This window comes from Pseudomonas sp. B2021 (genome assembly GCF_018135665.1).
Classification (GTDB): Bacteria; Pseudomonadota; Gammaproteobacteria; order Pseudomonadales; family Pseudomonadaceae; genus Aquipseudomonas; species Aquipseudomonas lactis.
The window spans coordinates 45,371-60,460 of the sequence record NZ_SMOF01000001.1 but is presented as its reverse complement, the minus strand read 5'-3'; the positions used below and the strand labels follow the sequence as shown (position 1 = coordinate 60,460).

At 60.9% G+C, this 15,090-nt stretch carries 13 protein-coding genes; 10 read left to right on the top strand and 3 right to left on the bottom strand.

Annotated features, from left to right (window positions below; all coding sequences use genetic code 11):
* From E1K68_RS00250 to E1K68_RS00240, 3 genes are all read left to right on the top strand, one after another.
* A complete protein-coding gene (locus E1K68_RS00250; RefSeq protein ID WP_003195644.1) occupies window positions 1-1,086 on the top strand; it encodes a 5-(carboxyamino)imidazole ribonucleotide synthase in 1,086 nt (361 codons plus the stop codon).
* A gap of 105 nt (window positions 1,087-1,191) precedes the next feature.
* Window positions 1,192-1,437: a GlsB/YeaQ/YmgE family stress response membrane protein gene (locus E1K68_RS00245; protein WP_003195642.1), complete on the top strand. Its 246-nt coding sequence runs from the start codon at window positions 1,192-1,194 to the stop codon at window positions 1,435-1,437.
* A 77-nt stretch (window positions 1,438-1,514) separates the two neighbouring features.
* Window positions 1,515-2,051 (top strand): DUF3299 domain-containing protein, encoded by a 537-nt coding sequence (locus E1K68_RS00240; RefSeq protein WP_212613644.1) that lies wholly within the window; start codon window positions 1,515-1,517, stop codon window positions 2,049-2,051.
* Window positions 2,052-2,167: 116 nt separating this feature from the next.
* On the opposite strand, the gene E1K68_RS00235 is transcribed toward E1K68_RS00240, so the two are convergent.
* Window positions 2,168-3,067, bottom strand: a complete 900-nt coding sequence (locus E1K68_RS00235) for a D-hexose-6-phosphate mutarotase (RefSeq protein ID WP_212613643.1) — start codon at window positions 3,065-3,067, stop codon at window positions 2,168-2,170.
* A gap of 58 nt (window positions 3,068-3,125) precedes the next feature.
* Window positions 3,126-3,530, bottom strand: coding sequence for an acyl-CoA thioesterase (locus E1K68_RS00230; protein WP_003176975.1), 405 nt, complete (start codon window positions 3,528-3,530; stop codon window positions 3,126-3,128).
* A gap of 561 nt (window positions 3,531-4,091) precedes the next feature.
* On the opposite strand from E1K68_RS00230, the gene E1K68_RS00225 reads away from it, so the two are divergent.
* The 7 genes from E1K68_RS00225 (at window position 4,092) to E1K68_RS00195 (ending at window position 13,576) form a co-directional block, all read left to right on the top strand.
* Window positions 4,092-5,372, top strand: coding sequence for an MFS transporter (locus tag E1K68_RS00225; protein ID WP_186007458.1), 1,281 nt, complete (start codon window positions 4,092-4,094; stop codon window positions 5,370-5,372).
* 119 nt (window positions 5,373-5,491) lie between these two features.
* On the top strand, window positions 5,492-6,478 hold the full coding sequence (locus E1K68_RS00220) for a phosphate ABC transporter substrate-binding protein PstS (protein WP_003195633.1): 987 nt from the start codon (window positions 5,492-5,494) through the stop codon (window positions 6,476-6,478).
* A 484-nt stretch (window positions 6,479-6,962) separates the two neighbouring features.
* Window positions 6,963-8,996, top strand: coding sequence for an ABC transporter permease subunit (locus E1K68_RS00215; RefSeq protein ID WP_212614862.1), 2,034 nt, complete (start codon window positions 6,963-6,965; stop codon window positions 8,994-8,996).
* Between the two features lie 15 nt (window positions 8,997-9,011).
* Window positions 9,012-10,682 (top strand): phosphate ABC transporter permease PstA, encoded by a 1,671-nt coding sequence (gene pstA, locus E1K68_RS00210; RefSeq protein ID WP_003195629.1) that lies wholly within the window; start codon window positions 9,012-9,014, stop codon window positions 10,680-10,682.
* A gap of 164 nt (window positions 10,683-10,846) precedes the next feature.
* Window positions 10,847-11,680 (top strand): phosphate ABC transporter ATP-binding protein PstB, encoded by an 834-nt coding sequence (gene pstB, locus E1K68_RS00205; protein WP_003195626.1) that lies wholly within the window; start codon window positions 10,847-10,849, stop codon window positions 11,678-11,680.
* A gap of 70 nt (window positions 11,681-11,750) precedes the next feature.
* A complete protein-coding gene (gene phoU, locus E1K68_RS00200) occupies window positions 11,751-12,512 on the top strand; it encodes a phosphate signaling complex protein PhoU (protein WP_003195624.1) in 762 nt (253 codons plus the stop codon).
* Between the two features lie 164 nt (window positions 12,513-12,676).
* Entirely contained in the window at window positions 12,677-13,576 is a 900-nt protein-coding gene (locus tag E1K68_RS00195; protein WP_003195622.1) for a response regulator, read from the top strand.
* Between the two features lie 132 nt (window positions 13,577-13,708).
* On the opposite strand, the gene E1K68_RS00190 is transcribed toward E1K68_RS00195, so the two are convergent.
* On the bottom strand, window positions 13,709-15,049 hold the full coding sequence (locus E1K68_RS00190; protein ID WP_003195620.1) for a hemolysin family protein: 1,341 nt from the start codon (window positions 15,047-15,049) through the stop codon (window positions 13,709-13,711).
* Window positions 15,050-15,090 lie beyond the last annotated feature (41 nt).

Sequence of the window (15,090 nt, the reverse complement as noted above, 5' to 3'; positions counted from 1 at the left end):
ATGAAGATCGGTGTAATCGGTGGCGGCCAACTGGGCCGCATGCTGGCTTTGGCGGGTACGCCGCTGGGGATGAACTTCGCTTTCCTGGACCCGGCGCCGGACGCCTGCGCTGCGGCCCTGGGTGAACACCTACGCGCTGACTACAGCGACCCGGACCACCTGCGCCAACTGGCCGATGAAGTCGACCTTGTGACCTTCGAATTCGAAAGCGTCCCGGCTGAAACCGTGGCCTTCCTGTCGCAGTTCGTGCCGGTGTACCCGAGCGCCGAAGCCTTGCGCATCGCTCGCGACCGCTGGTTCGAAAAGAGCATGTTCAAGGACCTGGGCATTCCGACACCCGCCTTCGCCGATATCCAGTCCCAGGCCGACCTGGACGCCGCAGTCGCCAGCATCGGCCTGCCGGCGGTGTTGAAAACCCGCACCCTGGGTTACGACGGCAAGGGCCAGAAAGTCCTGCGCACCGCCGCCGATGTGGTCGGTACCTTTGCCGAGCTGGGCAGCGTCGCCTGCCTGCTGGAAGGCTTTGTGCCGTTCACCGGCGAAGTGTCGCTGATCGCCGTGCGGGCCCGTGATGGTGAAACCCGCTTCTACCCGTTGGTGCACAACACCCACGACAGCGGCATTCTCAAGCTTTCCGTGGCCAGCACCGACCACCCGCTGCAGGCCCTGGCCGAAGATTATTCCAGCCGCGTCCTCAAGCAACTGGATTATGTCGGCGTGATGGCGTTCGAGTTCTTTGAAGTCGACGGTGGCCTGAAGGCCAACGAAATCGCCCCGCGTGTGCACAACTCCGGGCACTGGACCACCGAAGGCGCCGAGTGCAGCCAGTTCGAAAACCACCTGCGGGCGGTGGCGGGCTTGCCGTTGGGCTCCACGGCCAAGATCGGCGAGAGTGCCATGCTCAACTTCATCGGTTCTGTGCCGCCAGTGGAGCGCGTGATGGCGATCAAGGATTGCCACGTGCATCACTACGGCAAGGCCTTCAAGGCCGGGCGCAAGGTCGGCCACGCCAACCTGCGTTGCAAGGACCGCGCGACGCTGCAGGCGCAGATCCTCAAGGTTGAAGCGCTGATCGCCGAACAATAAGCCTGGCCCTGGCGGGAACCATTGGGGTTCTGCGTCTCTCTGATTGCAGGATGCCAAAGCCTGACTAGGCTTTGGCATGACTCATACCAATCAGAGGGAAATGCCATGGGTATCATCGGAACCATCTTTATCGGCTTGATCGTCGGCCTCCTGGCGCGCTTCCTCAAGCCTGGCGACGACAGCATGGGCTGGATCATGACCATCCTGCTGGGTATCGCCGGTTCCCTGGCCGCGACCTACGGCGGTCAGGCCCTGGGGATCTACCAGGCAGGCCAGGGCGCAGGCTTCATCGGCGCGCTGGTAGGTGCCATCGTGTTGCTGGTGATCTACGGCCTGGTCAAAAAGAAGTAATCAGCCGACAAAGTCCTCTGCGCTGCGCAGGCGCAGAGGGCTAGAATGCTCGGCACTTGTATTTGCCGAGCCTCTCCATGCGCCGTCTTCTGTTAACGCTTCTTCTGCTGAGCTCTGGCCTGGCGCACGCTGGCGAACTGCCGGAAACCGACTGGCTCGACCTGATGCCGCTGTCGGATCAGAAAGCCCTCGAGGCCATGCCCGAGATCGACCACAACTCCCCCGAAGCCCAAGGCACGTTCACCGAAAAGGGTGGCTTGAAGCAGAGCAAAGGTTTGCCTGCGGTGATGTATTCCACCAAGACGGTGGCGGCGATGAACGGCAAGAATATCCGCATTGGTGGCTACCCGGTGCCGCTTGAAACGGACGCCAAGGGCCGCAGCACGCTGTTCTTCCTGGTGCCTTACCCGGGCGCCTGCATACACGTGCCGCCACCGCCGCCTAACCAACTGGTGCTGGTGCGCTATCCCAAGGGGCTGAAGCTGGATGATATCTACACGCCGCTGTGGGTCACGGGCACGTTGAAGGTGGAGAAGGTCAATAACGACTTGGCGGATGCCGCGTATGCGCTGGAGGCCGGGAAGGTTCGGGTGGTGCAGGAGTCTGATCTCTAAAGCCCAAAGCATAACCCCTGTGGGAGCTGGCTTGCCTGCGATAGCAGCGCCTCGGTGTTCCTGACACATCGAGTTGTCTGCATCGCAGGCAAGCCAGCTCCCACATTGGGTTGGGTTTACAAGGCCAGGGCCGTGATGCTCACGCCCAAGGTGTGGCTTTCGCCGGGCGCCAGGTTCACCACATCATCCAGCACATTCGCTGTCTCGATGCACAACATACCCTGCCAGCCGTCATCGGCCATATCGTCGAAAGCCTTGGCGCGTTCGGTCCAGGGGTTCCAGACCACGGTGGATTTGGAGCCTTCGCTGGTGAGCTGGATACGGCGCTGCCAGTCGCTATCAACGATATTCAACTGTGCAGGCGTATTCAGGTAAATGCGGTCTGTCTCGGCGCGAAAGTGCAGCAGCCCGGCTTGCTGCTTCTCGGCCCACCCATCGGCGGTATCGATGTAATCCACGCCATCCAGGCCCTCGACCTGCACCTTGCGCACATCGCTCACGGCGAAGTAGGTGTGCAATGCCTGGCTGAGGGTCACGGTGTCGGTGCCACGGTTGTGACTGGTCAGGCGGATATGCAGGTGATCGTCCAGCAGCAGGCTCAGCGTCAGGTCTACCTGATGGGGCCAGCCTGGAAAGCCGCCCGCCGGCACCGGCAATACCAGGTCCACTCGCAGCGTCTGGCCGTCGAGTTCGGTGGTGGCCAGCTCCCAACGCGCGGTGCGCACAAAACCGTGGGCGCCGGCAGGCTGATCGCTCTGGCGCATGGCTCTGACGCTTTGCGGGTTGCGGTCGAACACCCCAAACCACGGCCAGCACACCGGTACGCCGGTACGAATGCCTTTGCCCTGCTTGAACACGGCCTCAGGGTTCGGCCAGATCAGCGGCTGTTCGCCCTCGCGCTGGTAACTGAAGATATGCGCACCCTGTTGGGCCACCATCAGCTCGGCACCGTTGTGGCGGATGCGCCAGCAGTCCAGCTCGTCGATTTTTACCGTCTCAACGTGGGGCGTAGGCATGACAAAGCTCTCTTAATGGCAGGCAATGGGGCAATTGACCGTTAAAACCCGGCGAGGTTTAACGCGCCCGTGACGGTACCGAACGCGTGCGGCCGCTGCCATCGATGGCGACGAACACAAATACGGCTTCGGTCACCTTGCGCCATTCGCTGGACAACGGATCGTCGCTCCACACTTCGACCATCATCTGGATCGAGCTGCGGCCGATTTCCAGGGCCTGGGTATAGAAGGAAAGCTGCGCACCCACGGCCACCGGCACCAGGAACGCCATGCGATCAATCGCCACGGTGGCCACGCGCCCACCGGCGACCTTGCTGGCCATTGCCGTGCCCGCCAGGTCCATCTGCGCGACCAACCAGCCGCCGAAGATATCGCCAAAGCCGTTGGTTTCACGCGGAAGCGCGGTGATTTGCAGGGCGAGATCGCCTTGCGGGATAGGATCTTCTTGTTCGAGTTCGATCATGCCGGGGGTGCCTCTGACCCGTGACTCTTGGACTATGTAATCGGTGAATAGCCGTCTTGGAAAAACGATTCAGCCCCGAACATACTACGTTCGTCACGTTTTTCGAAAGGCGCCTTGAGGGAAACTCTGCGAAATCGGCTGGCCGGTGCCAACGACGGTTTCGCGCAACTTCCACGCAATAGACAGGTGCAGGGCTGGGAGTATATCGGTCGATAGCCTGCGCGACGACCATCTGCTCCTGATTTTGTGCATCTATATAGACGAGTTTCCAGGCGTCAAAAAATTGGCCAAAACGGTCATTCAAGTTGAGGGGTTTGACCATTGTTTCTTTTTAGCGCTGGCCGTCAGTATCTGATGGCGTTTTCGGCCCCCCATAACAATTCGGAAAGGGAATAAGGCGCTTCGCAAGTGGGGATGCTTGCGAGGTGGCGCTGATGCGGCGCAAGGGTTTGGACTGTGCTTTTCCGGGCAATTTGCTATCGTGCCGGACCTGCCAGGCGCAAACCCACGCTGTTGCGGATTCCTGATCTGACTAATAAGAGAAGCCTTGCCATGACCACAGTGCCTTCAAGCATTGCGCCGCCCGCACGACCGCTTAACCGCAACGACTACAAAACCCTGTCGCTGTCTGCCCTGGGTGGGGCGCTGGAGTTCTACGACTTCATCATCTTCGTGTTTTTCGCCACCGTGGTTGGGAAGCTGTTCTTCCCCGTCGACATGCCCGAATGGCTGCGCATGATGCAGACCTTCGGCATCTTCGCCGCAGGCTACCTGGCCCGCCCCTTGGGCGGCATCATCATGGCGCACTTCGGTGACCTGCTGGGCCGCAAGAAGATGTTCACCCTGAGCATCTTCATGATGGCCGTGCCGACCCTGATCATGGGCCTGCTGCCGACCTATGCACAGATCGGCCTGTGGGCGCCGCTGCTGCTGCTGTTGATGCGCATCATCCAGGGCGCAGCGATTGGCGGCGAAGTACCGGGCGCCTGGGTGTTCGTCTCCGAGCACGTGCCGCCGCGCCACATCGGCTACGCCTGCGGCACCCTGACCAGCGGCCTCACCGCCGGTATTCTGCTGGGCTCGTTGGTGGCTACCGCCATCAATAGCGCCTATACACCGGAACAGGTCTCTGATTACGCCTGGCGGATTCCTTTCCTGCTCGGCGGCGTATTCGGCCTGCTGTCGGTGTACCTGCGTCGTTGGCTGCATGAAACCCCGATCTTCGCCGAGATGCAGCAACGCAAGAGCCTGGCCGCTGAACTGCCCTTGCGCGCCGTGTTGCGCGATCACCGTGGCGCCATTGTGCTGTCGATGCTGCTGACCTGGCTATTGTCGGCCGGCGTGGTGGTAGTCATCCTGATGACCCCGACCGTGCTGCAAACTATCTATCACTTCAGCCCCACGGTGGCACTGCAGGCCAACAGCCTGGCCATCGTGACCTTGAGCCTGGGTTGCATCGCCGCAGGTGCGCTGGCCGACCGTTTTGGCGCCGGCCGCGTGCTGGTCACCGGTTGCGCACTGCTGCTGGCGACTTCCTGGACGCTGTATCACAGCCTGATGGCGCATCCCGACTGGCTGTTCCCCTTGTATGCCCTGACCGGCCTGTTTGTCGGCACCATCGGCGTAGTGCCCTACGTGATGGTCAAAGCCTTCCCGCCGGTGGTGCGCTTCAGCGGCCTGTCGTTCTCCTACAACGTTGCTTATGCCGTGTTCGGCGGATTGACGCCCTTGGCGGTGTCGCTGCTGATGAAGGAGAGCCCGATGGGCCCGGCTTATTACGTAGCCGTGCTATGCGTGATGGGGATGCTGGTAGGCGGGTATCTGTGGAAACGCGGTCGCTGAAGCCTGCACATTCAGATAGTGGCCTTTCATCTAATTGTCATATTTCAGACATAGAGTGTTCACACGGCCTGCCGATACTTGGCCCCGATCCAATTATCCCTATCTGCTAGGAGCAAGGCATGAAACTGAAACGTTTGATGGCGGCAATGACTTTTGTCGCTGCTGGCGTTGCGACCGCCAACGCGGTGGCCGCTGGTGTTGATCCGGCAATCCCGGCTTACGTCAAGACCACTGGTGTGTCGGGTAACCTGTCCAGCGTCGGTTCCGATACCCTGGCTAACCTGATGACCCTGTGGGCCGAGGGTTACAAAAAGGAATACCCGAACGTCAACATCCAGATTCAAGCTGCCGGCTCTGCCACGGCGCCACCTGCGTTGACTGAAGGCACCTCCAACCTGGGCCCGATGAGCCGCAAGATGAAGGACACGGAACTTGCGGCCTTCGAGCAGAAGTACGGCTACAAGCCAACCGCTATCCCGGTTGCCGTGGATGCCTTGGCGGTGTTTGTGCACAAGGACAACCCGATCCAGCACCTGACCATGGAACAGGTCGATGCGATCTTCTCGTCGACGCGTCTGTGCGGCGCCAAGGCTGATGTGAAAACCTGGGGCGACCTGGGCGTGACCGGCGACCTGGCCAACAAGCCAGTGCAACTGTTCGGGCGTAACTCGGTATCCGGCACCTACGGCTACTTCAAGGAAGAAGCCCTGTGCAAAGGCGACTACAAGCCAAACGTGAACGAACAACCGGGCTCGGCTTCGGTTGTGCAGTCGATCAGCTCCTCGCTGAACGGCATCGGTTACTCGGGCATCGGCTACAAGACCGCCAGCGTGAAGACCGTGCCACTGGCCAAGAAAGGCAGCACTGACTACATCGAAGACTCCGAAGAAAACGCCCTGAACGGCAAGTATCCGCTGTCGCGTTTCCTCTACGTGTACGTCAACAAAGCCCCGAATAAGCCACTGGCGCCGCTGGAAGCTGAGTTCGTGAAACTGGTGCTGTCCAAGCAGGGCCAGGAAGTCGTGGTCAAAGACGGCTACATCCCACTGCCAGCCAAAGTCGCCGCCAAGGCCCTGGCTGACCTGGGTTTGAAAGAAGGCAACTAAGCCTGCGATACCTGATGTAGACGCATGCTTTTTTGTGGGAGCGGGCTTGCCCGCGATGCTGGCGACGCGGTTTAGCGTTGAAATCGTGTTGATGCCATCGCGGGCAAGCCCGCTCCCACATAAGCAGTCTGCATCCCTAATTTTTTATCCGCTGCCAGCCCTGCTTCGCGGCGGATTTGTTGCGTCACTGCACTGTCATCTTTCTGTCATACAGGATCGCTAGGGTGTGCGCATGAATGATCTGGCCAATTCCACCATGACGACGACTTCCCCTCCCAAGCGCATTGATTTCAATACGCCTGAGCTGCAACGCAAGCGCCGCATTCGCGCGCTCAAGGATCGCTTCACCCGTTGGTATGTGCTGGTCGGCGGCCTCGCCGTGCTGGCTGCCATTACCCTGATCTTCTTCTTCCTCGCCTACGTGGTCGCGCCCCTGTTCCAGGGCGCCTCGTTGACCAAGGAAGACGCGTTGACGCCCGCCTGGATGCAAGACGCCGGCAAGCCGTTGATGATTTCCCTCGAAGAACAGAACCAAGTCGCCATGCGGGTTTCCGACAAGGGCCAGGCGCTGTTCTTTGCCGTGGACACCGGTGCCGAGCTCAAGCGTGTCGACCTGCCGATTCCCGCCGGTACCAGCGTTGCTTCCATTGGTGAAGACCAGCCGGGCAGCCCGCTGGTGATCCTCGGCTTGTCCAATGGCCAGTCCCTGGTGTTCCGCCACACCTATAAGGTGTCGTACCCGGACGGCAAGAAAACCATCACCCCGGCAATCGAATACCCCTACGGCGAAACGCCGATCGTGCTGGATGACGCCGGTCGCGCTCTGGAACACGTCGCGCTCAACGCCACCGACACCTCGCTGGTGGTGGCAGGTTCCGCTGGTTCGCACTTGAACGTGCTGACCCTGAGCCGCGAAGAAAACATGATGACCGGTGAAGTCACCAGCGAGCAGAAGCGTGTCGAGCTGCCGCAGATGACCGAGCCGGTGAAGGCGATCTTCATCGACCCACGCCAGCAGTGGCTTTACGTGATCAACGGCCGTGCCCTGGCCGACGTGTTCAGCCTGCGCGACAAGAGCCTCAACGGTCGCTACAAACTGCTGGAAGACGCCGACACGGAAATCACCGCCAGCACCCAGTTGGTTGGTGGTATCTCGCTGATCCTGGGTAACTCCAAAGGCGGCCTGGCCCAGTGGTTCATGGCCCGAGATGCGGATGGCGAACAGCGCCTGAAACAGATCCGCACCTTCCAGATGGGCACTGCGCCCATCGTCGAAATCAGCGCTGAAGAGCGCCGCAAAGGCTTCACCGCCCTGGATGCTGCTGGCCAGTTCGGCGTGTTCCACAGCACCGCCCACCGCACCTTGCTGGTGGACCCGGTGGTCGACGGCCAGGGCCTGTTCGGCATGTCGCCACGGGCCAACCGTGTGATCGTCGAGGCGGGTGGCAAGCTGCAACCGTTGCTGCTCGACAACCCGCACCCGGAAGTGTCGTGGAGCGCGTTGTGGAGCAAGGTCTGGTACGAGAACTACGACGAGCCTAAATACGTCTGGCAATCTACGGCCGCCAACACTGACTTCGAACCCAAGATGAGCCTGGCTCCGTTGACCTTCGGTACCTTGAAGGCTGCGTTCTACGCCATGCTGCTGGCGGCGCCACTGGCGGTTGCTGCAGCGATCTACACCGCTTACTTCATGGCACCGAGCCTGCGCCGCAAGGTCAAGCCGGTGATCGAGCTGATGGAAGCCATGCCGACGGTGATCCTCGGCTTCTTCGCCGGCCTGTTCCTGGCGCCGTATGTGGAAGGGCACCTGCCGGGCATTTTCAGCCTGTTGATGCTGTTGCCGATTGGCATCCTGGTCGCCGGCTTTGTCTTCAGCCGTTTGCCTGAGTCGATCCGCCTGCGTGTTCCCGATGGGTGGGAAAGCGCGATTCTCATCCCGGTGATCCTGTTCGTGGGCTGGCTCTCGCTGTACATGAGCCCGTACCTGGAAACCTGGTTCTTCGGCGGTGACATGCGCATGTGGATCTCCCACGATCTGGGCATTACCTACGACCAGCGCAACGCGTTGGTGGTCGGCCTGGCCATGGGTTTTGCGGTGATCCCGAACATCTACTCCATCGCCGAAGACGCCGTGTTCAGCGTGCCGCGCGGCCTGACCCTGGGCTCCCTGGCCCTGGGTGCCACGCCGTGGCAGACCATGACCCGCGTGGTCATCCTCACTGCCAGCCCGGGCATCTTCTCGGCGCTGATGATCGGTATGGGCCGCGCCGTGGGCGAGACCATGATCGTGCTGATGGCCACCGGCAACACCCCGGTGATGGAGATGAACCTGTTCGAGGGCCTGCGCACCCTGGCGGCCAACGTTGCGGTGGAGATGCCCGAGTCGGAAGTGGGCGGCAGTCATTACCGCGTGCTGTTCCTCTCGGCGCTGGTGCTGCTGTTATTCACCTTCATCATGAACACCCTCGCCGAGCTGATTCGTCAGCGTCTGCGCAAGAAATACTCGTCGCTTTAAGAAAGGTAGAAGTCTGTGAAACAGAACTCCCTGAATGGATGGTTCAAGAGCGGCGCCCCCGGCGTCTGGATCAGCGGTGGCGCGGTGTCCATCGCGGTCATCATGACCATTGGTTTGCTGGCTGTGATTGCGGTGCGGGGCCTGGGCCATTTCTGGCCGGCCGACCTGATCCAGGCCAACTACAACGTGCCAGGCCAGGCCAACCACATCGTGATCGGCGAAGTGGTGCAGAAAGAAGAAGTGCCGCGTGAGCGCCTGAAAAGCGCGGGCCTGCCGGTGCCGGACCAAGGCCCGGAATTCATGACCCGTGAGCTGATCAAGGTCGGCAACCGCGACCTGAACGGCAACGATTTCACCTGGATCGTCGGCGAGTGGCTGAAGGACCAGACCAAGCCTGCGAACCTGATGGCCATCGAGCGTCGTGAGTGGGGCAACTTCTACGGCACCCTGGTCAACGTCAAGCAGGATGGCAAGGTTATCGCTGAAGGCGAAGCTGCGTGGCCGGAACTGCAGGCGCGTGTCGAGCGTGTGAACAAGCTCGCCGCTCAGCTCAAGACCTTGGAAAAATCCGATATCGGCGCGATCAACGCCGGGCTGGAGCGCATCCGCCTGCACGGTCGCAAACTGGAACTGGAAGGCAAGCTCGACGCAGCCGCCCAGGCCGACATGGACGCCGACCGCGCTGAGCTGAACGCCCGCTACCAAGACATCGAAGCGCGCCTGGCCGACCTGCACGCACAGTTCAACCGCGACGCCCTCACCGCACGTGACGGCAACGGTAAGGAAGTGGAAATCGGTATCGGCAAAGTGGTGCACGCCTACCAGCCGAACGCCATGGGCACCATGACCAAAATCGGCTTCTACTTCAGCAAGGTCTGGGAATTCCTCAGTGATGACCCACGGGAAGCCAACACCGAAGGCGGGATCTTCCCGGCCATCTTCGGCACCGTGATGATGACCCTGATCATGGCAATGATCGTGACCCCGTTTGGCGTACTGGCCGCGGTGTACCTGCGTGAATACGCCAAGCAGAACACCTTGACCCGCATCATCCGCATCGCCGTGAACAACCTGGCCGGTGTACCGGCTATCGTCTACGGCGTTTTCGGCCTGGGCTTCTTCGTGTATGTATTGGGGGGCTCGGTCGACCGTCTGTTCTTCGCTGAAGCCCTGCCGGCGCCGACCTTCGGTACGCCGGGGCTGCTCTGGGCCTCGCTGACCCTGGCCCTGCTGGCGGTGCCGGTGGTGATCGTGGCCACCGAAGAAGGCTTGGCGCGCATTCCCCGCACTGTGCGTGAAGGCTCCCTGGCACTCGGCGCGACCAAGGCGGAAACGCTGTGGAAGATCGTGCTGCCGATGGCCAGCCCGGCAATGATGACCGGCATGATCCTCGCCGTGGCGCGTGCCGCCGGTGAGGTGGCACCACTGATGTTGGTGGGTGTAGTGAAGCTGGCGCCGTCGCTGCCGCTGGACGGTAACTATCCGTACCTGCACCTGGACCAGAAGATCATGCACCTGGGCTTCCATATCTATGACGTCGGCTTCCAGAGCCCCAACGTCGAAGCCGCACGGCCGTTGGTGTACGCCACTGCCTTGCTGCTGGTACTGGTGATCGCCACGCTCAACCTGTCGGCGGTGTGGATTCGTAACCACCTGCGCGAGAAGTACAAGGCGTTGGACAGTTAATGCGATCCAATGTGGGAGCTGGCTTGCCTGCGATGCAGACGACGCGGTGTATCAGTAAGACCGCAGTGATGCCATCGAAGGCAAGCCAGCTCCCACAGGCACAGAATTTGAGTAAGCCGCCCCGGCGGTTCAACGAAATGAATTGGTAGCACAGGGAGCATCCCATGCAACACGAAACCCAATCCCACGGCATCAACATGTCTGCCCTGGGTCGCGACAAGCAGAGCCTGAGCCTGGCCCAGGAAACCGTGGCCATCGAAGTCCCTGGCCTGAGCCTGTACTACGGCGACAAGCAGGCGTTGTTCGACGTCAGCATGAACATCCCCAAGCAACGCGTGACCGCCTTCATCGGCCCGTCGGGCTGCGGCAAGTCCACGCTGCTGCGAACCTTCAACCGCATGAATGACCTGGTGGACGGTTGCCGTGTAGAAGGTGCGATCAACCTCTACGGCACCAATATCTACCGCAAGGGCGAAGACGTGGCCGAGCTGCGTCGCCGCGTGGGCATGGTGTTCCAGAAGCCCAACCCGTTCCCCAAGACCATCTACGAAAACGTGGTCTACGGCCTGCGTATCCAGGGCATCAACAAGAAACGCATCCTCGACGAAGCGGTTGAATGGGCGCTCAAGGGCGCGGCATTGTGGGACGAGGTCAAGGACCGCCTGCACGAATCGGCACTCGGCTTGTCCGGCGGCCAGCAGCAGCGTCTGGTGATCGCCCGTACCATCGCCGTAGAGCCGGAAGTGTTGCTGCTCGACGAACCGTGCTCGGCCCTCGACCCGATCTCCACCCTGAAAGTCGAAGAGCTGATCTACGAGCTCAAGTCCAAGTTCACCATCGTCATCGTCACCCACAACATGCAACAGGCGGCGCGGGTTTCCGACTACACCGCGTTCATGTACATGGGCAAGCTGGTGGAGTTCGGTGATACCGACACCCTGTTCACCAATCCGGCGAAGAAGCAGACCGAAGACTACATCACCGGTCGCTACGGCTAGGAAGCTGTGGTTCTGATTGCACTGACGCTGCGGTTCTCCGCACCTTACCGGACGCTCCAAGGACGCCAACATGATTAGCAAAGAAGGCCTTACCCACCACATCTCCGCGCAGTTCAATGCCGAGCTTGAGGAAGTGCGCAGCCACCTCCTGGCGATGGGCGGGCTGGTGGAGAAGCAAGTCAACGATGCGGTCACCGCGCTGATCGAGGCCGACTCGGGCCTGGCCCAGCAGGTGCGTGAGATTGATGAGCAGATCAACCAGATGGAACGCAATATCGACGAAGAGTGCCTGCGCATTCTCGCCCGTCGCCAGCCGGCGGCCTCGGACCTGCGTTTGATCATCAGCATTTCCAAGTCGGTGATCGACCTGGAGCGCATCGGTGACGAAGCCACCAAGATTGCCCGCCGCGCCATCCAGCTGTGCGAGGAGGGTGAAGCCCCTCGTGGCTACGTGGAAGTGCGCCATATCGGCGATCAGGTGCGCAACATGGTGCGTGATGCCCTCGACGCCTTCGCTCGCTTTGACGCCGAACTGGCGTTGTCTGTGGCCCAGTACGACAAAATCATCGACCGCGAATACAAGACTGCGCTGCGCGAGTTGGCCACTTACATGATGGAAGACCCGCGCTCGATCTCGCGAGTCTTGAACATCATTTGGGTGCTGCGTTCCCTGGAGCGTATCGGCGACCATGCGCGCAATATCTCGGAACTGGTGATTTATCTGGTGCGCGGCACCGACGTGCGGCACATGGGCCTCAAGCGCATGAAAGCCGAAGTTGAAGGCACTGCTGATCTAATCCCTAATGTTTCGGGCGAATCTGACGATAAGTAAGGTTGCCCGAGAAATTAACGCCCGGCCTCTGGCCGGGCGTTTTCGTTTGTGGCATCTGAATTTTTTGCACAGCAGGCGCCATAAAGTCCTTCTGTGACCCGCGAGTTTTGGCAAAATGCCATCAGTCAGGCGTTTTGCAGACGTTTTTATAGGATGAAGGGTCGATGAGTAAAGTCAGTGTGTTGGTGGTGGATGACGCCTCGTTTATTCGCGACCTGGTGAAGAAGTGCCTGCGCAATTACTTCCCTGGGATCAAGATCGAAGATGCGGTGAACGGCAAAAAGGCGCAATCCATCCTGATGCGCGAAACCTTCGACCTGGTGCTGTGTGACTGGGAAATGCCGGAAATGTCCGGCCTTGAGCTGTTGACCTGGTGCCGCGAGCAAGCCCACCTGAAGGCCATGCCGTTCGTGATGGTGACTAGTCGTGGCGACAAGGAAAACGTGGTGCAGGCCATCCAGGCAGGCGTTTCCGGCTACGTCAGCAAGCCGTTCACCAACGAGCAGTTGCTCAACAAGGTCAAGCAGGCCCTGCACAAGATCGGTCGCCTCGATGCACTGATTGCCAGCGCGCCGACCAAGATGAACTCAGCCTTCGGCAACGACTCCCTGAGCGCCCTGACCGGCGGCAAACCCGAAGCGGTCAAGCCGGCCCCGGTGGCGGCGCCCAGCAAAGGCCTGCTCAACACCCCGCCCGTCAAGGCCCCCGCGGCAGCGGCGCCGGCTGGCAGTCGCGGTCAGGGCCAGTTGCGCCTCGCAAGCGGCACTCAGCAATGCGTGATCAAGGCCCTGAGCATCAAGGAGGCGTTGCTGGTGGTAAAGCGTGGCGAGGTCCTGCCTCAGGTACTGGAAAGCGCCGTGCTCGACCTTGAGCAGGGCGACAACGCCGAAGTCGCACGGCTCAACGGCTACCTGCACGCCATCGTCGCCTACGAGCCCAAGCCCGACAGCGACTGGTTGCAACTGACCTTCCGCTTTATCGACCAGGATGCGCAGAAGCTGGATTACATTTCCCGCCTGATCGCCCGTGGCACGGCGCAGAAGCATTTCGTGCCGGGTGCGTGACCCTTCAAGGCGACGCTTGGTCCATGTGGGAGCGGGCTTGCCCGCGATAGCAATCTATCAGTCAACGATGCGCTGGCTGACCCACCGCTATCGCGGGCAAGCCCGCTCCCACACACAGCACTGCGCCTGCAGTCAGTCCAGCAGCAGCACCTTGGCCAGTACGATCTTCGGCCCTTTCATCTTCTTGATGATGATCCGCAAGCCTTCCACTTCCAGCACTTCCTCTTCTTCCGGCACGCGCTTGAGCGTGTCGTAGATCAGGCCGGCCAGGGTTTCGGCTTCGATGTGGTCCAGGTCGACGCCCAACAGGCGCTCCACCTTGAACAACGGCGTGTCGCCACGCACCAGCAGTTTGCCGGGCTGGTAGGCGAGGATGCCGCGCTCGGCCTTGCGGTGTTCGTCCTGGATATCGCCCACCAGCACTTCCAGTACGTCTTCCATGGTCAGGTAGCCGATGATCTTGCCGTCGGCTTCTTCCACCAGGGCGAAGTGCGCGCCGCCTTTGCGGAACTGCTCCAGCAGTTGCGACAACGGCATATGCCGCGATACGCGTTCCAGCGGGCGGGTCAATTCGGCCAGGTTGAACGATTCGGGGATATGGTCCAGGGCCGCCAGCTCCAGCAGCAAATCCTTGATGTGCAACAAGCCGACAAACTCGTTGCGCACCGCGTCATACACCGGGTAACGGCTGAATTTGTGACGACGGAACAGCGCGAGGATTTCCTTGAGCGGGGCGTTGAAATCCAGGGTCACCAGGTCTTCCCGGGAGTTGGCCCAGTCCACCACTTCCAGCTCGCCCATTTCCACGGCGGAGGCCAGTACGCGCATGCCTTGGTCGCTGGGGTCCTGGCCACGGCTGGAGTGCAGGATCAGCTTGAGTTCTTCGCGGCTGTAATGGTGCTCATGGTGCGGGCCAGGCTCGCCTTGGCCAGCGATGCGCAAAATGGCGTTGGCACTGGCGTTGAGCAGGTAGATGGCCGGGTACATCGCCCAGTAGAACAGGTACAGCGGCACGGCCGTCCACAGCGACAGCAGCTCGGGTTTGCGGATCGCCCAGGACTTGGGGGCCAGTTCGCCGACCACGATGTGCAGGTAGGAAATCACGAAGAAGGCGGCAAAGAACGACACGCCCTTGATCACTTCCGGCGACTGCACGCCGACCGCGCCCAGCATCGGCTCGAGGATGTGCGCAAAGGCCGGTTCACCGACCCAGCCCAGGCCCAGGGACGCCAGGGTGATACCCAGCTGGCAGGCCGACAGGTAGGCGTCGAGCTGGCTGTGCACGGTACGCAGGATCTGCCCGCGCCAGCCGTTCTTATGGGCGATGGCCTCGACGCGGGTGGCGCGCAGTTTGACCATGGCAAATTCCGCCGCAACGAAGAAGCCGTTGAGCAGTACCAGGATCAGTGCAAAAAGAATCATGCCGAAATCGGCGAAGAGTGTAGCCAGGGTAATGCCAGGGGAAGGGTCCATGATGGGGTTTTGCAGGTTCCGTGTGTTCAATAAGGGGTGAC